This window comes from Microbacterium sp. MMO-56 (assembly GCF_037146215.1).
Lineage (GTDB): Bacteria > Actinomycetota > Actinomycetes > Actinomycetales > Microbacteriaceae > Microbacterium.
In genome coordinates this window covers 47,373-67,524 of sequence record NZ_JBBCVW010000009.1, presented here as the reverse complement: position 1 = coordinate 67,524, position 20,152 = coordinate 47,373, and the positions used below count along the sequence as shown (strand labels likewise).

General features: G+C 72.8%; 19 protein-coding genes and 1 riboswitch. Of the genes, 9 read left to right on the top strand and 10 right to left on the bottom strand.

The annotated features are described in order from the left end of the window. Window positions 1-30: 30 nt before the first annotated feature. Entirely contained in the window at window positions 31-546 is a 516-nt protein-coding gene (locus WFI00_RS10020; RefSeq protein WP_336631901.1) for a hypothetical protein, read from the bottom strand. A 166-nt stretch (window positions 547-712) separates the two neighbouring features. Here WFI00_RS10020 and WFI00_RS10015 point away from each other — a divergent pair, with 166 nt between their 5' ends. From WFI00_RS10015 to WFI00_RS10005, 3 genes are read left to right on the top strand one after another with little or no spacing between them, the layout of a single operon-like run. After that, complete coding sequence (locus tag WFI00_RS10015; protein WP_336631900.1) at window positions 713-1,063, top strand: DUF488 domain-containing protein; 351 nt, start codon at window positions 713-715, stop codon at window positions 1,061-1,063. A 40-nt stretch (window positions 1,064-1,103) separates the two neighbouring features. Continuing rightward, a complete protein-coding gene (locus tag WFI00_RS10010; RefSeq protein ID WP_336631899.1) occupies window positions 1,104-1,829 on the top strand; it encodes an aminoglycoside 3'-phosphotransferase in 726 nt (241 codons plus the stop codon). Window positions 1,830-1,849: 20 nt separating this feature from the next. Further along, window positions 1,850-2,242, top strand: a complete 393-nt coding sequence (locus WFI00_RS10005; RefSeq protein ID WP_336631898.1) for an MmcQ/YjbR family DNA-binding protein — start codon at window positions 1,850-1,852, stop codon at window positions 2,240-2,242. Window positions 2,243-2,905: 663 nt separating this feature from the next. Here the strand turns inward: WFI00_RS10005 and glpK are convergent. Then, window positions 2,906-4,420, bottom strand: a complete 1,515-nt coding sequence (gene glpK, locus WFI00_RS10000; RefSeq protein WP_336631897.1) for a glycerol kinase GlpK — start codon at window positions 4,418-4,420, stop codon at window positions 2,906-2,908. Between the two features lie 222 nt (window positions 4,421-4,642). Continuing rightward, a complete protein-coding gene (locus WFI00_RS09995; RefSeq protein ID WP_336631896.1) occupies window positions 4,643-6,361 on the bottom strand; it encodes a glycerol-3-phosphate dehydrogenase/oxidase in 1,719 nt (572 codons plus the stop codon). 121 nt (window positions 6,362-6,482) lie between these two features. Between WFI00_RS09995 and WFI00_RS09990 the strand changes: the two genes are divergently transcribed. Continuing rightward, entirely contained in the window at window positions 6,483-7,457 is a 975-nt protein-coding gene (locus tag WFI00_RS09990; protein WP_336631895.1) for a sugar-binding transcriptional regulator, read from the top strand. Between the two features lie 48 nt (window positions 7,458-7,505). Here WFI00_RS09990 and WFI00_RS09985 read toward each other — a convergent pair whose 3' ends face one another. The 3 genes from WFI00_RS09985 to WFI00_RS09975 all read right to left on the bottom strand — a co-directional run bounded on the left by WFI00_RS09985 (window position 7,506) and on the right by WFI00_RS09975 (window position 10,418). Then, a complete protein-coding gene (locus WFI00_RS09985) occupies window positions 7,506-8,294 on the bottom strand; it encodes an energy-coupling factor transporter transmembrane component T family protein (RefSeq protein ID WP_336631894.1) in 789 nt (262 codons plus the stop codon). Continuing rightward, the gene (locus tag WFI00_RS09980) at window positions 8,291-9,688 is read right to left on the bottom strand and encodes an ABC transporter ATP-binding protein (protein WP_442928319.1); all 1,398 of its coding nucleotides are present in this window, start codon (window positions 9,686-9,688) and stop codon (window positions 8,291-8,293) included. The genes WFI00_RS09985 and WFI00_RS09980 overlap by 4 nt, the downstream gene beginning before the upstream one ends. An 82-nt stretch (window positions 9,689-9,770) precedes the next feature. Further along, on the bottom strand, window positions 9,771-10,418 hold the full coding sequence (locus WFI00_RS09975; protein ID WP_336642357.1) for an ECF transporter S component: 648 nt from the start codon (window positions 10,416-10,418) through the stop codon (window positions 9,771-9,773). Next, a riboswitch (TPP riboswitch) is annotated at window positions 10,412-10,521 on the bottom strand. It overlaps the preceding gene by 7 nt. Before the next feature lie 34 nt (window positions 10,522-10,555). Here WFI00_RS09975 and WFI00_RS09970 point away from each other — a divergent pair. Then, window positions 10,556-11,995, top strand: coding sequence for a D-alanyl-D-alanine carboxypeptidase family protein (locus tag WFI00_RS09970; protein WP_336631891.1), 1,440 nt, complete (start codon window positions 10,556-10,558; stop codon window positions 11,993-11,995). Between the two features lie 43 nt (window positions 11,996-12,038). Here the strand turns inward: WFI00_RS09970 and WFI00_RS09965 are convergent, their stop codons facing one another. From WFI00_RS09965 to mgtE, 3 genes are all read right to left on the bottom strand, one after another. Further along, entirely contained in the window at window positions 12,039-13,631 is a 1,593-nt protein-coding gene (locus tag WFI00_RS09965) for an SLC13 family permease (RefSeq protein ID WP_336631890.1), read from the bottom strand. Between the two features lie 140 nt (window positions 13,632-13,771). Then, the gene (locus WFI00_RS09960; RefSeq protein ID WP_336631889.1) at window positions 13,772-14,200 is read right to left on the bottom strand and encodes a hypothetical protein; all 429 of its coding nucleotides are present in this window, start codon (window positions 14,198-14,200) and stop codon (window positions 13,772-13,774) included. 52 nt (window positions 14,201-14,252) lie between these two features. Then, on the bottom strand, window positions 14,253-15,602 hold the full coding sequence (gene mgtE, locus WFI00_RS09955) for a magnesium transporter (protein WP_336631888.1): 1,350 nt from the start codon (window positions 15,600-15,602) through the stop codon (window positions 14,253-14,255). A gap of 102 nt (window positions 15,603-15,704) precedes the next feature. On the opposite strand from mgtE, the gene WFI00_RS09950 reads away from it, so the two are divergent. The 4 genes from WFI00_RS09950 to WFI00_RS09935 all read left to right on the top strand — a co-directional run bounded on the left by WFI00_RS09950 (window position 15,705) and on the right by WFI00_RS09935 (window position 18,727). Further along, entirely contained in the window at window positions 15,705-16,310 is a 606-nt protein-coding gene (locus WFI00_RS09950; RefSeq protein WP_336631887.1) for a hypothetical protein, read from the top strand. Window positions 16,311-16,413: 103 nt separating this feature from the next. Next, on the top strand, window positions 16,414-16,959 hold the full coding sequence (locus WFI00_RS09945; RefSeq protein ID WP_336631886.1) for a copper resistance CopC family protein: 546 nt from the start codon (window positions 16,414-16,416) through the stop codon (window positions 16,957-16,959). After that, entirely contained in the window at window positions 16,956-17,510 is a 555-nt protein-coding gene (locus WFI00_RS09940; RefSeq protein ID WP_336631885.1) for a copper chaperone PCu(A)C, read from the top strand. The genes WFI00_RS09945 and WFI00_RS09940 overlap by 4 nt, the downstream gene beginning before the upstream one ends. Further along, window positions 17,510-18,727, top strand: coding sequence for a Dyp-type peroxidase (locus WFI00_RS09935; protein WP_336631884.1), 1,218 nt, complete (start codon window positions 17,510-17,512; stop codon window positions 18,725-18,727). Before WFI00_RS09940 ends, WFI00_RS09935 begins: the two co-directional genes overlap by 1 nt. On the opposite strand, the gene WFI00_RS09930 is transcribed toward WFI00_RS09935, so the two are convergent. Then, window positions 18,716-20,149: an FAD-binding oxidoreductase gene (locus WFI00_RS09930; protein WP_336631883.1), complete on the bottom strand. Its 1,434-nt coding sequence runs from the start codon at window positions 20,147-20,149 to the stop codon at window positions 18,716-18,718. The two genes, WFI00_RS09935 and WFI00_RS09930, sit on opposite strands and share 12 nt — an antisense overlap. Between the last annotated feature and the right edge of the window lie 3 nt (window positions 20,150-20,152).

Sequence of the window (20,152 nt, the reverse complement as noted above, 5' to 3'; positions counted from 1 at the left end):
ACCGCGTATCAGCATACGCGGTACTGCGTCTCACGTCTTGTGCAGGATCTCTCCGAGTCGTGCGAGCAGGTCGTCGGGACGGGCGAGCAGGACGCGCGCGTCCGGCCGTGCGACGAGATGCTCGACGAATCGGCGCGCCAGCGCGGCATCGCGGCGGCGATAGCCGGAGAGGTAGTGCGGCGTCACCCGCCACTCGATGAGCGACCCATCGTCGACGGCGACCCGCACGGGGAAGGTCGGGGTCTCGGCGATGCCCCCGGAGGAGCCGCCCAGGATCCCCTCGATCACCGGCACGACCGTGTCGGCGATCGCCGGATGCGGCCACCACGTCGTGGGCAGGTCGACGGCCACGGAGCGCACGCGATCCCACGGCACCGGCGCCGCGGGGACCGACGCACCGGCAGCCCCCGAGCCGAGCGTCGGCTGGAGACCGTCGGGACGGAGTCGGACGTGATGCGCAGCGGGATCCCCGACGGCGACCGCGGGACCGTCCGCGCCGTCGAGGGCGGTGAGGACCCCGATGCGGCGGGCGGTGGATGCGGGCACAGCCCATCTCACCACGCCCCGACCCGGATGCGCCGCATCCGGGTGCCACGTCCCGGGGCGGCCGCGCGTGCGGGGCCGCCCCGGGACACGGGCGGGATCTCAGTCGGATGCCTCGCGGTGGCGCTCGCTGCTGGTCGGGCCGTGGCGAGGGGAGTTGACTGGAGGCATGGACCTCCGCGTGAAGCACGTCTACGACCAGGCCACGGACGACGACGGGTTCCGCGTGCTCGTCGATCGGCTGTGGCCGCGGGGCCTCACCAAGGAGCGTGCGGCACTCGGTCTGTGGGCGAAGGACGTCGCCCCCTCTCCCGAGCTGCGCCGCGCCGTCCACCACGACGGTCTGCCGTGGCCGGACTTCGCGGACCGCTATCGCGCCGAGCTCGCCGCCGACGGCGGGGTGGCGAGACTGCGAGACGCGATCGCCGGACATCCCGTCGTGACGCTTCTCGCCGCCTCGCGCGATGAGGAGCACAACGGCGCCGTCGTCCTCCGGCAGCTTCTCGAATCGAAGCCGTGAGCCGGACCCGAGCACGACGCGCCCGGGCAGAATGGGCGCTGTGAGCATCCCGGACGACAGTGTCGAGGCGCCGCGCACGGTGCGGCGCCTCGCCCGGGGCGCCGCACTCACGGCGGTCTGGCGCAACGCGATCGGCGGCGTCACCTTCCGGACGGACGACGGGCGCTTCATCAAGCACGGGCCGCGCAACGCCGAGACGTCCATGCTCGCCGAGGCGGGCCGGCTCGCGTGGGCGAGCCGCTACGTGTCGGTGCCCGAGGTCGTCGAGGCCGGGCAGAGCTCCGCGAGCGAGTGGCTCGTCACGCGCGCCCTGTCGGGGCGATCCGCGGTCGATCCGCGGTGGATAGAGGAGCCCGCGACGGCGGTCCGCGCGGTGGGCGAAGGGCTGCGGGCGCTCCACGACGCCCTCCCCGTCGCCGACTGTCCGTTCGAGTGGACGGTGCCGGTGCGCGTCGCGAACGCCCGACGCCGTGGCATCCGCGTGCCGCGCGAACTGCGCACGCCTCCGCCGGCCGACCGCCTCGTCGTGTGCCACGGCGACGCGTGCTGCCCGAACACCCTGCTCGACGACGACGGACGCTGGCTCGCGCACGTCGACCTCGGCGCGCTCGGCATCGCCGATCGCTGGGCGGACATCGCGGTCGCCGCGATGAGCACGGAGTGGAACTACGGACCCGGCTGGGAGGACGCGCTCATCGAGGCGTACGGCGCCGAGCCCGACGCGGAACGCCTCGCCTTCTACCGAGCCCTCTGGAACGCGACCTGACGGTCGGGGAGGATGCCCGTATGACGCATCCGGTGATGTTCGACGACGCCGATCCGGTGTTGGGGCGCCTCAGAGCGCTCGCCCTGTCGCTGCCCGAGGCGGCCGAGAAGATCAGCCACGGCCGTCCGGCGTTCTTCACCGTCCGCACGTTCGCGTCCTACGGCGGCTCGCCTCGAGGCGCGACGCACGACCGGCACGACACCGCCCTCCTGTTCCGCCCGGACGACCAGGACGCCCCCGCGCTGCGCCAGGATCCGAGGTTCTGGGAACCCGCCTACCTGTGGCCGCACGGCTGGTTGGGCCTCGACCTCGGCGACGACACCGACTGGGCCGAGGTCGCGGAGCTGCTGGATGCCTCGTACCGGATGACCGCGCCGCGCCGCCTCGTGATCGGTCTCGACGGCGCGCGCTGATGCCCCGCCGCTCAGCTCACCCTGGTTCGGGGTCGCATCTGTTCGGTGGCATGCGAGTTCGGGGTCGCGTGTGGTCACCCCGGTCGAGTTCGGGGTCGCCTGTGGTCGCCTGTGGTCGCCCTGGTCGAGTTCGGGGTTGCTTCTGGTCGGCCCCACGCGGGTTCGGGGTCGCTTCTGGTCGGTGTCACCCGGGTTCGGGGTCGCATCCGGTCGCCACGGACGGCCCGAGGCGGCGAGACGCGACCCCGAACCTGCAGAGAGAGGCTCGGACCGGCGAGATCCGAGGCACCTCAGGGCGGGCCCGGCGGGGGCACCAGGCTAGGCAGACGAGCTGGCGAGCAGTGCTACCCCCTCCAGTTCGAGGTCGCCTCTGGTCGCCCGACGCGAGTTCGGGGTCGCCTCTGGTCGGCACCGCCCCGCCGAGGCGACCACTCGAGACCCCGAACCCGAGGAACCACACCACCCCACGACCACACGCGACCCCGAACTCGCGTGCCCACCCCAACCCCACGACAACACGAGACCCCGAACCCGAGGAACCACACCACCCCACGACCACACGCGACCCCGAACCCGAGGACCCACCCCACCCGAAGCCCACCCCACCGGGGCGAAAGGCCCGCCCGCCCCGGGCGAAGGGCCCGACCGCCCGATCCGGGCGGGTCAGGTCACGTCGGCGTCGACCCAGTCCATCGACTTCGTGACCGCCTTCTTCCACAGGCGCAGCTGACGCTCGCGCTCGGCCACGTCGTCGCTCGGGGTCCAGCGCTTGTCCTCCTGCCAGTTCGCCCGCAGCTCATCGAGGCCGTTCCAGAAGCCGACGGCGAGGCCGGCCGCATAGGCCGCGCCCAGCGCGGTGGTCTCGGCGACGACCGGCCGCACCACGGGGACGCCCAGGATGTCGGCCTGGAACTGCATGAGGGTGTCGTTGGCGATCATGCCGCCGTCGACCTTCAGCTCGGCGAGCTCGACACCCGAGTCCGCGTTGACGGCGTCCAGCACCTCCCGCGTCTGGAAGGCGGTCGACTCGAGCGCCGCGCGGGCGATGTGGTTGCGGTTCGAGTAGCGGGTGAGGCCCAGGATGGCGCCGCGCGCGTCGGGGCGCCAGTACGGGGCGAAGAGCCCCGAGAAGGCCGGGACGACGTACACGCCCCCGTTGTCCTCCACCGCGGCCGCCAGCTCCTCCACCTCGGGAGCGGACGAGATGATGCCGAGTTGGTCGCGCAGCCACTGGATGAGCGACCCGGTCACGGCGATCGATCCCTCCAGCGCGTAGTGGGCGGGCTCGTCGCCGAGCTTGTAGCCCACCGTGGTGAGCAGGCCGTTCTCCGACCTCACGATCTCGGTCCCGGTCTGGAAGATCAGGAAGTTCCCGGTGCCGTACGTGTTCTTGCTCTCGCCGGCGTCGAACGCCGCCTGGCCGAAGGTCGCGGCCTGCTGATCGCCGAGGATGCCGGCGACGGGAGTCTCGCGCAGCAGTGACGTGTCGCGCGCTTCGCCGTAGACCTCGCTGGAGGAACGGATCTCGGGCATCATCGAGCGCGGCACGCCGAAGTCGGCGAGGATGTCGTCGCGCCACTCGAGAGTCTTCAGATCCATGAACAGGGTGCGCGACGCGTTCGTCACGTCGGTGGCGTGGACCCCGCCGGCGGGGCCGCCGGTCAGGTTCCACAGCACCCAGGAGTCGGTGGTGCCGAACAGGAGGTCCCCTGCCTCCGCCATCTCGCGCGCCCCCTCGACGTTCTCGAGGATCCACACGATCTTCGTCCCCGAGAAGTAGGTCGCGAGCGGCAGACCGACGACGTCCTTGTACCGCTCGACACCGACGTCGCCGGCGAGGCGATCGACGATCGCCTGCGTGCGGGTGTCCTGCCACACGATCGCGTTGTAGACGGGGATGCCCGTGTTCTTGTCCCACACGACCGCGGTCTCGCGCTGATTGGTGATGCCGATCGCCGCGATGTCGTGGCGGGTGAGATCGGCCCGCCCCAGTGCCACGCCGATCACCTCACGCATGTTGTCGCGGATCTCGATCGGATCGTGCTCGACCCAGCCGGCGCGCGGCATGATCTGCTCGTGCTCCTTCTGGCCGACCGAGACGACGGAGCCCTTCTTGTCGAAGACGATGGCGCGGCTGGAGGTGGTGCCCTGGTCGAGGGCGATGATGTAGTCGCTCATGAGCTGACGTCCTTGTCTGTCGGGCGGTCACGTCCAGTGGCGGCGGGCGGTCACACGGAAGGCGGGCGGTCACACGGAATAGGGGCGGGCGAGGACGGCCGGTGCCGCGAGTGTACCGCCGACGACGGAGCCGACGACGGAGCCGCCGACGCCGACCGGCACGTCCTCGGCCGGCTCGGCCGGCCTCGTTCGACCCCGGCCGCGCGGGGTGCCGCGGGCGCGTCAGCCCGACAGCGCCGCCGGGGCCGAGGTGCGCACGTCGACGCGGTGAGCCGACAGCAGCGCATCCGCCGCCTGCTCGACCTGTGTGCGCACGGCCTCGTCGTCCCAGCCGAGCACCGGAGCCGCCGCCTCGGCGACCTCGCGGAGCGTGTCGACGCTCACGCCTCCGACGAAGGCGATGTGCGTGCGGCGCAGGAGCAGGTCGAGGAGGTCGACGACGTCCTCGCGCTCCGCGAGGAAGGCGATCTCCTCCGCCGAGTATCCGGGCGCGTGCGGCAGCGGCTGCTGCGCGACGGGCAGGGTCGCGAGGAGCTCGGCGGCGTAGGTGCCGTAGCGCTCGAGCATCCGGTCGGCGAGCACCGGCTCGTGGGCGCCGCGGTGGGTCTCGATCCACCGCGCGCGCTGGACGGGCGTGGCCGGATACCCCGCGCCCCCGCCGACCGGGAGGTCCGTGGTCGAGATGCGCCGGGGGCGGCCGAGCACGGTCAGCGCTTCGCCCGCGAGGTGTTCGGCGAGCGCGCGGAACGTCGTCCACTTGCCGCCGACGAGGCTGAGGACCGGCACGTCGCCGAGGTTCGTCCGCTCGATCCGGTAGTCGCGCGAGACGAAGCCGGGTGCGACGTCGTCGTGGCGCGGCAGCGGCCGGATGCCCGAGAAGGTGTAGACGATCTGCGACCGGTCCACCGCGATGCGCGGGAACACCTGCGCGATGAGGTCGAAGAAGTAGTCGATCTCGTCGTCCGTGCAGACGACGGGAGTGGCGGGGTCGGCGTCGATGTCGGTCGTGCCCACCATGACCCGACCCTTGAGCGGATAGATGAGGACGATCCGCCCGTCGGCGGCCTCGAAGAAGATCTCGTTGCCCCGGGTCGCCTCGAGCAGGCCGGGGTTGTCCAGGACGATGTGCGACCCCTTGGTGCCGCCCATGAAGCGCGTGGCGTTGCCGAGCGCCGTGTTGGTCAGGTCGGTCCACGGGCCCGATGTGTTGATGACGACGTCCGCGGTGAACGGGAACTCCTCGCCCGTGACCTCGTCGCGGATGATCACCGCCGAGCCGTCGACCCCGACGACCGGCGCGTGGTTCGCGGCACGCGCCGATTCCTCGCGGATGCCGTCGCGCAGCACGTCGAGAGCGAGGCGCTCCGGGTCGTGCATCGAGGCGTCGTAGTAGGTCGCGGTATAGCGGAAACGGTCGTCCAGGTCGGGGAAGCGTTCGCGCGAGGCCCGCCGCCCGCGGAACCTGTGGCGCGGCACCGCGCCGCCGTCACGCGAGAACGTGTCGTACATCACGAGGCCGAGCTTGATGAGCAGCGCCCCGCGCTCGCGCGGGGCGCCCCGGCCGTGCGTGACGAGCAGACGGAAGGGAGCGGCGAGGATGCCCGAGACGGTGCGGTGGATCGGGATGGTCGTCGGCAGCGGCTTGACGAAGTGCGGGGCGTTGCGCACCAGACGGTTGCGCTCGGTGACCGACTCCTTCACCAGCCGGAACTCGCCGTTCTCGAGGTAGCGCACTCCGCCGTGGATCATGTGGCTCGAGGCCGACGAGGCGCCGCTGACGTAGTCGCCGCGCTCGACGAGGGCGACGTCGACGCCCTGCAGCGCGAGGTCGCGGAAGGTGGCGATGCCGTTGATCCCGCCGCCGACGATCAGCACCTCGGCGTGAGGGCGCTCGCGGAGGGCTCGGATGCTCGGGCGGGGGCGGTGCGTCGACGCGGTCATCAGGTGTCCTTTTCCACGGCTGTGAGATCTACCCTCGGCCCTCGCGCACGAATGCGCAACGAGAGTGAGAGAACGTGCAGAATGGGCGGGGCGATGCACGAAGGTGCAGGACGGAGCAGACGTGAACGGCGACCTCGAGTCGGAGGCGCGCACGCGCGATGCCCTGAGGGCGGCGCAGCTGTACTACGTGCAGGAGCGGACGATGGACCAGATCGCCGCCGAGATGGGCCTGTCCCGATCCTCCGTGTCGCGCCTGCTCTCGCACGCCCGCGACATCGGCCTGGTGGAGATCACCGTCCACTCGCCCCAGGAGGCGAACTCGGTCGTGGCACGGCGCCTCGCCGAGCGGTTCGGCGTCACCGCGCACGTCGTCAGCGCCCCCGCACGCGTCTCGGACGCGGAACGGCTGGAGCGCACGGCGCGCACCGCCGCGCACGTGCTCGCCTCGACCCTCGATCCCGACGCCAGCATCGGCATCGCGTGGGGCGCGACGGTGTCGGCGATCGCCCGCCACCTGCCGACACGGCGGCTGCACGACTCGCAGATCGTGCAGATGAACGGCGCGGCGAACGAGTCGACGTCCGGCCTCTCGTACTCCGGCGCGATCCTGGAGAGGTTCGGGCAGGCGTTCGGCACGGATGTCCAGCAGTTCCCCGTGCCGGCCCTGTTCGACGACCCGCTGACGAAGCAGCTCCTATGGCGCGAACGCTCGATCCGCCGTGTGCTCGATGCCCAGTCACGGGTGCAGGTGCTCGTCTTCGGACTCGGCTCCCCGCAGGCGGACGTGCCGTCCCACGTGTACGCGGGCGGCTACCTCACCGGCCAGGACCTGCGCTCTCTCCTGCGCGACGGGGTCGTCGGGGACTGCGCCACCGTGTTCTACCGTCTCGACGGCTCCGCCGACGGCATAGAGCTGAACGCGCGGTCGAGCGGGCCGTCGCTCGAGGCGATCCGCCGCATCCCGCGGCGCCTCTGCACGGTGTCCAGCCTCTCCAAGCTCGACGCGCTGCGCGGCGCCCTGGCGGCGGGGCTCGTCACCGAGCTCGTCGTCGAAGAGGCCGTCGCCCGCCGCCTCGTGGAGTCGCCCGCGGGCTGAGGTCGCGCCGGACGAAGGGCTCCGGACGGCTCGCGACGGCGGGACGGCTCAGGATGGCCCGAGGATGAAGTTCCACGTCCCGGCGGCGACGGCGGCGGCCACGGCGATCGCCGAGATCGCGGCGCCGATCCCGATCAGTGCCCACTCCGGGCCGCCGAAGGAGGACTCCCGCGCCCACGTCCGGCGCACCGGCGCGCCGAAGCCGCGCGCCTCCATCGCCGTCGCGAGCTTGGATCCTCGCCTGATCGACAGCACGAGCAGGGCGAACGCCATGCCGACGAAGCGGCGGATCCGCCCGCGATCGGCCACGCCGCGAGCACGCCGGGCGAGCTCGAGCGCGCGCCAGTCCTCCAGGAACAGGCCGACCATGCGCAGGCCCGCCAGCGCACCGAGCACGAAGCGCGAGGGCAACCGCGCGATCTGCGCCAGACCGTCGGCCAGATCCGTCGGATCGACGGTGACGAACAGGACGACGGAGGGGAGGGCGACGGCGAGCACCCGGAAGAACGTCGCGACGGCGAGCGCGATGGACCCCTCGCTCACGCGCACCACGAACCACTCGACGTACACCTGACCGGATGCCTGTCCGTACAGCGCGATCGTGAGCGCGGTCAACGGCGCGGCGAGCCACACCGGCCACGTGCGCACCCAGAACTCCCGCCACCGCAGCCCTGCGAACAGGAAGAGCACGCACTCCAGGGCGAACGCGACGGCTGCCGAGACCACGTCGAGCGTGACGATCAGGGGCAGGGCGATCAGAGCGCTCGCGGCGAGCTTGGCGACGGGGTTGATCCGAGCGACCGTGCCGGTGCGGGCGCGCGCGTCGAGAAGGGTCACGCCCCGTCCTCCCCGGCGCGCGGCCTCGCGGGAAGGGCGTAGCGCGTCGCGTGCAGGGCACGCACGACCTCCTCGTCGTGCGTGATCGCGACGATCGACGAGCCTTCGTCGCGCAGGCGGGCGAGCAGGGCGACCAGCTCCGCCCAGGTGCGCGCGTCCTGCCCGAAGGTCGGCTCGTCGAGCACGAGCACGCGCGGCGCCGTCGCGAGGGCCGCGGCGACGGTGAGCCGACGCTTCTCCCCGCCGGACAGCGTGTACGGGTTCGCCTCGGCGAGATGATCGAGCCGCAGGCGGGCGAGCAGCTCGTCCACCCGGGCATCCCGCTCGCGCGCGTCCTGCCCGAGGGCACGCGGCCCGACCTCGAGCTCGGCGCGGACCGTGCGCGCGAGGAGCTGATGCTCCGGGTCCTGCAGCACCGTTCCGATGCGCGTCAGCAGGTCTCGGGACCGCCACCGGATGGGGGCCGGATCCAGCCCCGCTCGCAACGCCGGCGCGGCCGTCGCCTCCCCGCCGGCCGGGGGGAGCAGCCCCGCGAGGGTCAGGCCGAGGGTCGACTTGCCGGCACCGTTGGGGCCCACCAGTGCGAGAGCCGCGCCCGCACGGACGTCGAGGTCGATCCCCGTCGCGACCAGCACGTCCCGCACCCGCGCCACCGCCAGATCGCGCGCCCGCAGCAGGGTCTCACCCGGTGCGTGCAACGGGGCGGGCGGGAAGGCGGGCGGCAGGCCCGGCACCCAGACGCCGGTGCGGGAGAGCTCCGCGCCGCGCGCGCCGAGGATCTCCGCGGGCGGCCCGTCGGCGACGACGCCGCCGTCACCGATGACGATGACGCGCGTGACGAGCGGCGTCCACACCTCGACCCGATGCTCGACGACGACGAAGGTCGCGCCGGTCGCATCCAGCACCCGCCCGACCGCGTCGCGCACCTCGACGACGCCCTCCGGGTCGAGGTTCGCGGTCGGCTCGTCGAGCAGGAGAAGTCCCGGCCGCATCGCGAGCGCGCCCGCGAGGGCGAGACGCTGCTTCTGCCCGCCGGAGAGCGCGTGGGTCGGGCGATCCAGCGGCATGTCGAGACCCACGGCATCCAGCGCCTCGCGCACGCGCGGCCAGATGTCGTCGCGCGGCACGCCGAGGTTCTCGCAGCCGAAGGCCACGTCGTCGCCCACGCGCGAGAGGATGACCTGCGCGTCGGGGTCCTGGAGGACCAGGCCGACGCGCCCGCGCGCCTCCGCCGCGGGAACCCCGTCGATGCGCAGCTCGCCGCGCGACTCGCCCTCGTCGTCGCCGCCCAGGACGCCCGCGAGGGCGTGCAGCAGCGTCGACTTGCCGGCGCCGGAGGCACCGAGCAGCAGCACCCGCTCCCCCGGCGCGATCTCGAGACTCACCTCGCGCAGCGCCCACGCCCGCCGCGACGCGTGCCGCCACCCCCATCCCCGAGCGACGGCAGCGGCGGGGATGCCCTGCGCCGTCACCGCGTCAGACGAGCGCGCGGCGCTCGCGCCCCGACGCGAACCGGTCGAGGGCACCGGTCGCCGCGAGGCCCCGCGCGAGGAACCACGACAGGCCTCCCGCGATCACCGCACCCGAGACGGTCGTGCTGACCAGATAGACGACCGTGAAGGCGGCGTCGGCGCCCGCGTACCAGAGGATGAGGTTGTTGATCCCTCCCGCGATGGCGGCGCCCGCGCCCGCGAGGACCGCGACGGGCAGCGACCAGGCCCGGTACAGGAACAGCAGGAAGATGAGCTCCGCGCCGAGACCCTGCACGAGCCCCGCCTCGATCGTGAGGAATCCGCCCCACTGGTTGCCGATGAGGGCCGAGACGACGGCGGCGAGCGTCTCGGTGTAGATCGCGGCGCCGGGCTTGCGGATGATGAGCGCGCCGAGGACGCCCGCGAACAGCCACGGCCCGTCGAGAAGTCCCTGCACGCCGGGAAGGAGGGGCTCGAGGAGAGCCTTGGGCCCGAGGTAGCCGATGTTCCACAGCAGGAAGATCAGCCCGGACGCGACACCGATCACGCTGGCCACGACGATGTCGACGACACGCCAGCGCAGGACCCTCGCTCGACCGGGGCCGCCGGGGGCCGTCGTGGACGTGGTGGATGGGGACGCCGAAGCGTGCATGTTTCTCTCCTCCCTGCGCCGGCATGATCCGGATCAGGTTCGACGGTCGAAGCGTGGATCGCTTCCTCTCAGCCCGGCTCACCGGACTCCCGTGGTTCTTGACGTCGAGTATAGGTGCTTCGCGGTAGTTTGAGCGGGTGACCGTGGACGATTCGCCCCCGCCGCCCGGCCCGGCGGCTGTGGCGGCGCCCGATGCGTCCAGCGTGGTCCTGACCGCGCACGACGCGGCCCGCGGCTCGGCCCGGGTCGCCCTGCGGTGGGTCGAGGACGACGCGGTCGTCGCCGCCCCGGCACCCCGGGAGCTCCTCCTCGCGCACGGGTACCCCGCCGTCTCGGTGGATCTGCTCGCGCGGAGGCCGCGACGCTCGCCCTGGCGCGCCGGCGTCGTCATGCCCTTCCTCCTGGCCATCGCCCTCGCCGGTCTCTACGCGGCGACCACGCTCCTCTGGCCTCTCGTGGCGGTGCCGCCCGTCGTCGACGACGTCCCGATCGCGGCTCTGGATGCACCGCCGACCGCGGTCACCTGGCCCGCGGAGGGCTCGGCGGCCGTGGGCGTCGCCGGGTTCGACGGGGCGCCGGCCTCCACCGCCGACCAGGCCCCGATGGCGAGCATCACCAAGCTCGTCACGGTGCTGATGATCCTCGACCAGATGCCGCTGGCGCCGGGCCAGAGCGGTCCGTCGTTCTCCTTCACGGAGCGCGATGAGGAGACGTACTACGACTACCTCGCCCAGGACGAGTCGGCGCTGGATGTGCCCGTCGACGGTTCGCTGACGCAGTATCAGATGCTGCAGGGCATCCTGATGGGCTCCGCGGGCAACTACACCGACCGTCTCGCGAGCACGATCTGGCCGACCGACGCCGTCTTCGCGCGCGCCGCATCGGAGTGGCTCGCCCGCCACGGACTCACCGGCATCACGGTCGTCGAGCCCACGGGCATCGATCCGGCCAACGCCGCCGATCCCGCCTCGCTCATCGCGCTGGCGCGCTTCGCGCTCGACGACCCGGTCGTCGCCGAGATCGTGCGGACCCGGACGGTCGACCTCCCCGGAGCGGGAACGGTCGTCAACACCAACGATCTGCTGAGCGACCCGGCGGTCATCGGCGTCAAGACCGGCTCGCTCAGCACGGGCTACAACCTCCTCGCCGCGCGCGAGCAGACGGTGGGCGAGCAGACGGTCCGTGCCTACGCGGTCACACTGACCCAGGGGAGCCGGAGCGACCGCGACGGCGAGACCGCGCGCCTGCTCGCCGAGGTCACCGCCGAGGCATCCCAGCCGCGTGTCCTGCCCGCGGGGACTCTCGCCGGCGTGGTCACGACACCCTGGGGCGCGACCGCGAACGTCATGACCGACACCGACGTCTCGCTGCTGCTGTGGAACGGGGCCACCGCCCCCGTGGTCTCCGACATCGAGCTCGGCGACGCCCGTACCGCCGAGAGCGCCGTCGGCAGCATCCGGGTCGCGGGCCCGCTCGGCGCCGCCACGACCGGCCTGCACCTCACGGGGGACATCCCCGGCCCCGACGCGTGGTGGCGCCTGACCCACCCGCTGCAGCTGTTCGGCCTCGCGGACTGAGCGCCGAGGGCCCCGACCCGGGTCCGACCGCGGGATGCGCGCGTCAGAACGGCCAGACCAGCGGGACGTAGACGACCGCCGCGGCGAGGAACACGACCATGAGCGGCAGCCCCAGCTTCCAGTAGTCGCCGAAGCGGTACCCGCCCGGCTGCAGCACCATGAGGTTGACGGGCGTGGCCACCGGCGTGAGGAACGCCGCCGCGCCGGCGACCGTCAGCGCCATCATGAACGGCTGTACGCTGAGATCGAGGCTGTCGGCGATCGCGATGGCGATCGGGGTCACGATGAGCACGGTCGCGACGTTCGAGATGAACTGGCCGAGCACCATCGTCAGCACGCACAGGACGAGCAGCGCGACCTGCGGTGAGCCCGACCCGATGACGGCGAGCACGACGTCGGCGACACGGTTCGCCGCCCCCGTCGTGATGAAGGCCGACGACAGCGGCACCATGCCGGCGATGAGGATGACCGTCGTCCAGGAGATCGACCGGTAGGCCTGCGGGATCGTGAGCGCTCGCGTCAGCACGATCGCCCCCGCCGCCGAGAGCCCCGCCACCGCCGGAGGGACCAGGCCGGTCGCCAGCAGCACGACCATGAGGCCCAGGATGACGAGCGAGCGCTTCGCACCCCGCCCGAGCGGCACCGCCCGCTGGAGCGACTGCGGGGGCGTGACGGCGATCACGTCGGGCGACTGCGAGTACCGGGCGAGTGCGGCCCACGGGCCCTGGACGAGCACGGCGTCGCCCGCCTGCAGCGTGAGGGAGCCCGCGACGCCGGTGCCGCGCGACGCGTTCGGCCCGTCGTCGGCGCCCCGCCGCACGGCGAGGATCACGAGGTTCTCGTCCCGCGTGGTCATCCCCGTCGAGACCGTCCGGCCGATCAGGCGCGAGCGCGGCGCGACCAGCACCTCGGCGACTCCCTCGCGGGCGCTGAAGAGGACGCCGGTGTCGATGTCGACGGCGTAGCTGTCGCGCAGCGTGCGGGCGTGCTCGCTCGGGTCGGTCGGATCGGCGAAGTGCTCCGGGCGGCGCGTGGGCAGCAGCCGGTCTCCCGCGAGCGCGACGATCGCGACCGTCACAGCGACCAGGGGAACCCCGACCAGGGCGAACTCGAAGAAGCCGAACTCCCGGCCGCCGGCCGCCGCCGCCGCCTCGGACACGACGATGTTCACCGGGGTGCCGGTCAGTGTGAGCAGCGACCCGGCGCTCGCGCAGAAGGCGAGCGGAAGCAGCATCTTCGACGGGACGATCTTCGCGCGGACGGCGACCACCACCACCACCGGCAGCAGCGCGGCGACCGCGCCGTTGATCGAGATGAACGCGGCGAGCACCGCGGCCATCGTCCCGAACACGACGGTCAGCCGCGCCCGGCCCCGGCCCGCGCGCGCGACGACCTGCTGCCCGAGCCACGCGGTCACACCGGTGGCATCCAGCGACTCGCTCACCACGAACAGGCTCGCGATGAACAGGACGGTCGGGTCGCCGAACCCCGACAGCGCCTCGGAGAGGGTCAGGACCCCCGTCGCCCACAGCGCGAGGGCCACACCGGTCGACACGACCGCCAGGGGCACGCGACCGCTCACGAACGCGACGATCGCGAGCGCCAGGATCAGGAAGGTCCACGCCGCGGGGTCCATGCCCCTCACCCTAGACGGCGCGCCGGGCCACGGTCATTCCGGCGATCACACCGCGCCAGCTCCGCAGAATGTCACCTACTCCGCAGCCGATCGCGCCTCCGCGTGCGGAGTTCGCGACATCCTGCGGAGTTCGCAAGCCGTCACTCCGTGACGGCGTCGACCAGCTCGATCTCGGCATCCGCCACGCGGATCGTGAGCGGGGACGTCGTGGTGACGTCGGAGGGCGTCACGAAGACGGAGGTGTGCGGCACGAGGTCGCGTGTGCAGGCCCTGTCCTCCGGGATTGCGCGGACGTCGACGCGGACGACATTGCCCGCCGACGCGGGCTCCTCGACCACCATCCGCTCACCGATCGGCGGGCAGGTGCTGCTCCCCCAGAGCACGACGGCGATGGCGCCCGCGTTCTCGAGGTAGAAGGCCTGCGGCTCGCCGCTGACGGCCGATGCGTCGACGTGCTCGGGGAAGCCCGGATAGGACTCCGTCGGGCCCGCGCCGGCGGCGCACCCCGCGAGCGCGAGGCCGAGTGCGGCCACACCGACGACGATTCCCCACCGCGTGCGTCCAGACATCCTCGCCCCTCTCCGCGCTCGTGCGATCACCTTATCGGTGGCCGGTCGTCGATCACAGTCCGAGCAGCCACGTCGCGATGAGGAAGTAGATCACGAGACTCGTCGCGTCGCAGAAGGTCGAGATGAACGGGGTGGAGAACACGGCCGGGTCGGCGCGTACGGCTCGGGCGAGCATCGGCATCGCGCCGCCGACCGCCGCCGCGAGCGTGCACACGGCCACGAGCGTGAGTCCGATCACGCCGCCGAAGGAGACGCCGAAGACGAGGGATGCCAGCACGAAGCCGAGACCTCCCAGGAGGCTGCCGAGGAGCAGCCCCACGCGCACTTCGCGCCACGCGACGGCGAGGACGTCGCCGGCGCGCACCTCTCCGAGCGCGAGCGCGCGGGTGACCGTGGTCGCCGCCTGCGCGCCGGTGTTCCCCGCCGTGCCCGTGAGCAGCGGGATGAACAGCGCGAGCGTGACGACCTCGGCGAGGGTCTCCTCGAACACCCCGAGCACCTGGACGGTCAGCAGGGCCGAGACGGCGAGGACCAGCAGCCACACCACCCGCGAGCGCACGATCCCGAGCACCGGTGTCGTGAGGTACGGGCGGCGCAGCGGCTCGGCGGCGCCCTGACGGGCCGCGTCCTCGTCGTCGGCGTCCTCGAGGATGCGCGCGGCGTCGTCGACCGTGACGACACCGACGATGCGGTTCTCGCCGTCCACGACGGGAGCGGCGAGCAGCTGCGCCTCGACGATGCGGCGCGCCGCCGTCTCGGCGTCGTCGGTGGCGCGCACGGAGCGCGCGTCGACCATGAGGTCGCCGATCGTCGCGTCCGCGGGTGCCATCACGAGGTCGCGAAGCCCGATCACACCCTCGACGCGCCGCTCGTCGTCGGTGACGGGCAGCAGGTAGATCGTCTCGGCCTCCGCGCCGCGATGACGCACGTGGGTGAGCGCGTCCCCCGCCGTCAGCCGGGCACGCAGCCGCACGAACTCCGGGCTCATGTATCGGCCGATGCTGCGCTTCGGGTAGCCGAGCAACGGCAGGGTCAGCTCTCGCTCCTGCGCGGAGAGTCCCTGCAGGAGCCGCTTGGCCACCCCGGCGGGGAGCTCGTCGAGCAGCTGCACCCGGTCGTCGGGGTCGATCGCCTCGAACACGCGCGTCACGTCCTCGTCGCGGAGTCCTTCGATCAGCTCCCCGCGCAGACCGTTCTCGAGCAGCTCGAAGACGTCGACCGCCGTCGAGCGGTCGAGCAGGCGGTACATCACCGCACGGTCGGCGGCATGCTGCTCCTGCTCCAGCAGCCGGACGATCTCGGGCGCGTCATGCGCATGCAGGAGCGTGCTCACGGCGGTGAGGTCGTGTGCGGCGAGCGCGGCCGTCACGCCGTCCCGGAATCCGTCGAATTCTTCGTCCATGGCCTCGATCCCTACCGTGCGCGGATGGACGACAGGTTACGCGGGACGACCGCGCCGCCGCGCGGCGCACGGCCTCGACGGGCGGCATGGAAGACTGTGGGGATGCGTTCCTCCCGTGCCACGCGTGTCGCGCGCGGCGCCGTGGTCGCGAGCATCGCGACCTTCACGGCGCTGCTGTCGCACGTCGTCGCCGGCGGGGACGTGCCCGGCTGGGCCGGGGTCGCGGCCCCGTGGATGCTGGCTCTCATGGCGTCCACGCTCCTGGCCGGGCGGAACCTGTCGACGATCCGGCTCGGCCTGAGCGTCGTGATCAGTCAGCTCCTGTTCCACACGCTCTTCGTGATGGGCGCGTCCGCATCCGCGCCCGCGATGCCGGGCATGCATCACCACGGCGCGATGACCGTGCTGCCGACGGCGCCCGTCGAGACGGCGGCACTGTGCGCCGACCCGCTCATGTGGGCGATGCATGCCGCGGCGGCGATCCTCACCACTGTGATGCTCGTGCGCGGCGAGCGCGCAATGCGCGCACTGCTGCGCCTCGCACACGACCTGCGCACCTGGGCACGACGGATCGTGCGGCACACCGCCGCCGTGTCGCTGCCCCACCTGCCCTCCGCCTCTCCCGAGGCGCCGTTCTGGGTCGTCCGGCCCGCCGCTCGTCTCGCCGTCCAGCGGCGACGAGGTCCCCCGCTCGCGATCGCGCTCTGACCCTGCCCCGCCGCGCCCCGCGCCGCGGGGTCCGCGTGCGCGCCGTCGGCGCGCGATCGATCGGTGGTGCCCGTTGTCCCGTTCCCGCATCCGTACCCTCACCATGGCCGTCGCTCTGGCGGCAGCGGCGGTGCTCGTCTCGGCGACGCCCGCCGCGGCGCACGACGAGCTCATGGCGAGTTCGCCGTCCCCGGGCCAGGATCTCTCCTCCGGCCCGGAGGAGATCTCGCTGACGTTCTCCGCGGACGTCCTGACCGTCGGCGCCGCCGTCATCGTCGCCGACGGGTCGGCCCGCGACTGGACGGCCGGCGAGCCGTCGGTCGAGGCCGGCACCGTCACGGTCCCCCTGGAGGGCGCCCTACCCGCCGGCGGGTACGAGATCCGGTGGCGGGTCGTCTCGGCGGACGGCCATCCGATCAGCGGCCTCGTGCCGTTCACGGTCGGCGGCGCCGCACCCCTCGAGAGGGCGGCTCCGGCCGACGACGGCACTCCTCCGGCGGCGAGCCCCGCCGACAGCACACAGCAGAGCGCATCCGACGACCAGGGGATCATCCGGATCCTGCTGGTGGGCCTCGGTGGAGCGGCCGTCGCGGTCGCCGCCTATGCCCTCATCCGCATACTTCGCAGGAAGAAGAACACCACATCATGACCATCTCCCTCTCTCCCCTCTCCCGCGCCGCCGCCCTCGTCGCCGTCGCAGCCCTCTCCCTCACGGGGTGCGCGGCGTCCGCGTCGGCACCCGCCGCGTCGCCCACCCTCGCCGGCGCGTCCGTCTCCGTCTCCGACGCGTGGGTCAAGGCGGCCGACGCGGGCATGTCCGCCGCGTTCGGCACGGTGCACAACGACTCGGCCGCAGAGGTCACCCTCGTCTCCGCCGAGACGTCGGCGTCGTCGATGACCGAGCTGCACGAGACCACCGCGAACGACGCGGGCGAGATGGTGATGCAGCAGAAGCCGGGCGGGTTCGTGATCCCGGCAGGCGGCGAGGCCGTCCTGCAGCCCGGCGGCGACCACATCATGCTGATGGACCTCACCGCACCGCTGACGGCGGGGTCCGACGTCACGCTCACGCTCACCTTCTCCGACGGCTCCACGTACGACCTCACGGCTCCCGTGAAGGACTACGCGGGGGCGAACGAGACGTACGAGGGCGGCGACATGTCCGGCCACACGAGCCCCACTCCGGCGCCGGGCCACTGATGGGCGCGCCCGCTCCCCGTTCGGGCCGGGCGTCCTCGACGCGGCGGCAGTTCCTCCTCGGAGGGGCTGTCGCCGGCGTCGGCGCCGCCGCCGCGATCGGCGTCGACCTCGCCCTCACCCCGACAGGTGGGTCGACGGCGTCGGTTCCACTCAACGGGGACGTGACCGTCCCCTTCCACGGCGCGCATCAGGCCGGCATCGACACGGATGCGCAGGCGCACGCGACGCTCGTGGCGATCGACCTGAACGACGACCTCGACCGCGACGGCCTGCGCCGACTCCTGCGCGTCCTGAGCGATGACGCCGAGAGACTCACGCAGGGCCGTGGCGCCCTCGCCGACTCGGAGCCCGAGCTCGCCCTCTCCCCCGCCCGGCTCACCGTCACCTTCGCCTTCGGGCCGCGCCTCGTCACGCGCACCGGCGCCTCCGCTCCGTCGTGGCTGCGTCCGCTGCCCGCGTTCGCGATCGACCGGCTGCAGGAGGGGTTCAGCGACGGCGACCTGCTGCTGCAGGTCGCCGCCGACGACCCCCTCACCGTGTCGCACGCGACACGCATGCTCCTGAAGGATGCGCGCGGGTTCGGGCGCGTGCGGTGGAGCCAGCAGGGCTTCCGCCGCGCGCACGGCACGGTCGCACCGGGCACGACGATGCGCAACCTCTTCGGGCAGGTGGACGGCACATCGAACCCGCGACCGGGGACCACGGCGTTCGACGACGTGGTGTGGTCGGGCGAAGGATGGCTCGCCGGGGGCACCGGGATGGTGGTCCGGCGCATCCGCATGGATCTCGACCGGTGGGACCGCCTCGACCGACCCGGCCGCGAGCAGTCGGTGGGACGCACGCTGTCGACCGGAGCGCCTCTGACCGGCACGGCGGAGCACGACGAGCCGGACTTCGAGGCGACGACCCCGATCGGCTTCCCCGTGATCCCGGAGTTCTCCCACGTGCGACGTTCGCGTCCGGACGATCCGGCGCAGCGGATCTTCCGCCGCGCCTACAACTACGACGAGCGGCCCACGGATGGCGGCATCTCCGACGCCGGGCTGGTGTTCGTGTCGTTCCAGGCCGACGTGGATCGCCAGTTCGTGCCGATCCAGCGGCGCCTGGACGAGCTCGATCTGCTGAACGAGTGGACGACGCCGATCGGCTCGGCCGTCTTCGCCGTGCCGCCCGGGTGCGCTCCGGGCGGCTTCATCGGCGAGACGCTACTCGGGTGACCCTTCGCCCTCGCGGATCACCTTCCCCGGGTTGAAGATGCCGGCCGGGTCCAGAGCCCGTTTCACCGCGGCGTGCATCCGCAGCGCCCTCGGGCCCGCCTCGCGGACGAGCCCCGCCCGCTTGAGCAGGCCCACACCGTGCTCGCCGGTCACCGTGCCGCCGACCTCGAGGGCGACGTCGAGGATGGCCTCGAAGGCCGCCTGGGCACGCAGCCGGGCCTCGTCGTCCCCGTGGGCGGTGACGATCAACGGATGCAGGTTGCCATCGCCGGCGTGCGCGATGTTCGCGATGCGCACGTCGAAGGCCTCCGCGATGTCGTGGATGCGCCCGAGCACCGCCGGTACGGCGCGGCGCGGCACGCAGATGTCCTCGGTCAGCACCGCACCGAGGCGTTCGACGGCAGGGTAGGCGAGGCGCCGCGCCTCGAACAGCGCCTCCGCCTCCGCCTCGTCGGTGGATCGGTCCGCCCAGGTCGCCCCCGCCTGCTCGAAACAGGTCACGACGCGCGCGGCCAGCTCGTCCCGGTGCGGCATCGGGTCGTCGAGTCGGGCGAGCAGGAGCACCTCCGCCTCCACGGCCAGACCCATCGCCGTCCACTCGTCGACGGCCTCCAGGCAGTACCGGTCCACGAGCTCGAGGGCGGCAGGCACAACCCCCGCCGCCGCGACGGCGCGGATCCCCTCGCCCGCCGACACGAGATCGGGGAAGGCTCCGACGACCGTCGCCGCCTGTCCCGGCAGCGGAAGCAGCCGCACCGTGACCTCCGTGACGATCCCGAGCGTCCCCTCCGAACCGACGAAGAGGCCGACGAGGTCGTACCCGGCGACCCCCTTGGCCGTGCGGTGCCCGATGCGCACCGTATCCCCGAAGCCGTTCACGACCTCCAGGGCGAGCACGTAGTCGCGCGTCACGCCGTACTTCACGCAGCACAGGCCGCCCGCGTTGGTCGCCACGTTGCCACCGATCGACGACCACGGGGCGCTCGCCGGGTCCGGCGGGTACCACAGCCCGTGCTCCGCGACAGCGCGGCGGAGGTCGTCGCCGACGACGCCCGGCTGGACGACCGCGAGACGCTCGACCTCATCGATCTCGAGCACCTCGTCCATATCGGCGAGACTGACGACCACGCATCCGTCGATCGCGTTCGCTCCCCCGGAGAGCCCGGTGCCCGATCCACGCGCGACGACGGGTCGTCCGTCGGCGAGACAGAGGCGGACGACCGCCTGCACGTCGGCGGTTCCGGTGGCGCGCACGACCGCGATCGGCGCGCCGGCCTCGGCCCACTCCGCGTCGTCGGCCACGAGGCCCGCGACGATCTGCGGGTCCGTCACGATCACCCGCGGGGGCAGCGCACCCGCGAGCGCGTCGAGGAACCGCGCGTCCCGATCGGTCGGCTCTTTCGTCGGCTCGTCACCCGTCATCGC

What these genes read in the sequence shown, in the direction of transcription:
- WFI00_RS10015 (WP_336631900.1), top strand. Translation starts at nt 713, where the DNA reads ATGGACCTCCGCGTGAAGCACGTCTACGACCAGGCCACGGACGACGAC.
- WFI00_RS10005 (WP_336631898.1), top strand. Translation starts at nt 1,850, where the DNA reads ATGACGCATCCGGTGATGTTCGACGACGCCGATCCGGTGTTGGGGCGC.
- glpK (WP_336631897.1), bottom strand. Translation starts at nt 4,420, where the DNA reads ATGAGCGACTACATCATCGCCCTCGACCAGGGCACCACCTCCAGCCGC.
- WFI00_RS09995 (WP_336631896.1), bottom strand. Translation starts at nt 6,361, where the DNA reads ATGACCGCGTCGACGCACCGCCCCCGCCCGAGCATCCGAGCCCTCCGC.
- WFI00_RS09975 (WP_336642357.1), bottom strand. Translation starts at nt 10,418, where the DNA reads ATGCACGCTTCGGCGTCCCCATCCACCACGTCCACGACGGCCCCCGGC.
- WFI00_RS09965 (WP_336631890.1), bottom strand. Translation starts at nt 13,631, where the DNA reads ATGGACCCCGCGGCGTGGACCTTCCTGATCCTGGCGCTCGCGATCGTC.
- WFI00_RS09960 (WP_336631889.1), bottom strand. Translation starts at nt 14,200, where the DNA reads ATGTCTGGACGCACGCGGTGGGGAATCGTCGTCGGTGTGGCCGCACTC.
- mgtE (WP_336631888.1), bottom strand. Translation starts at nt 15,602, where the DNA reads ATGGACGAAGAATTCGACGGATTCCGGGACGGCGTGACGGCCGCGCTC.
- WFI00_RS09950 (WP_336631887.1), top strand. Translation starts at nt 15,705, where the DNA reads ATGCGTTCCTCCCGTGCCACGCGTGTCGCGCGCGGCGCCGTGGTCGCG.
- WFI00_RS09945 (WP_336631886.1), top strand. Translation starts at nt 16,414, where the DNA reads ATGGCCGTCGCTCTGGCGGCAGCGGCGGTGCTCGTCTCGGCGACGCCC.
- WFI00_RS09940 (WP_336631885.1), top strand. Translation starts at nt 16,956, where the DNA reads ATGACCATCTCCCTCTCTCCCCTCTCCCGCGCCGCCGCCCTCGTCGCC.
- WFI00_RS09935 (WP_336631884.1), top strand. Translation starts at nt 17,510, where the DNA reads ATGGGCGCGCCCGCTCCCCGTTCGGGCCGGGCGTCCTCGACGCGGCGG.
- WFI00_RS09930 (WP_336631883.1), bottom strand. Translation starts at nt 20,149, where the DNA reads ATGACGGGTGACGAGCCGACGAAAGAGCCGACCGATCGGGACGCGCGG.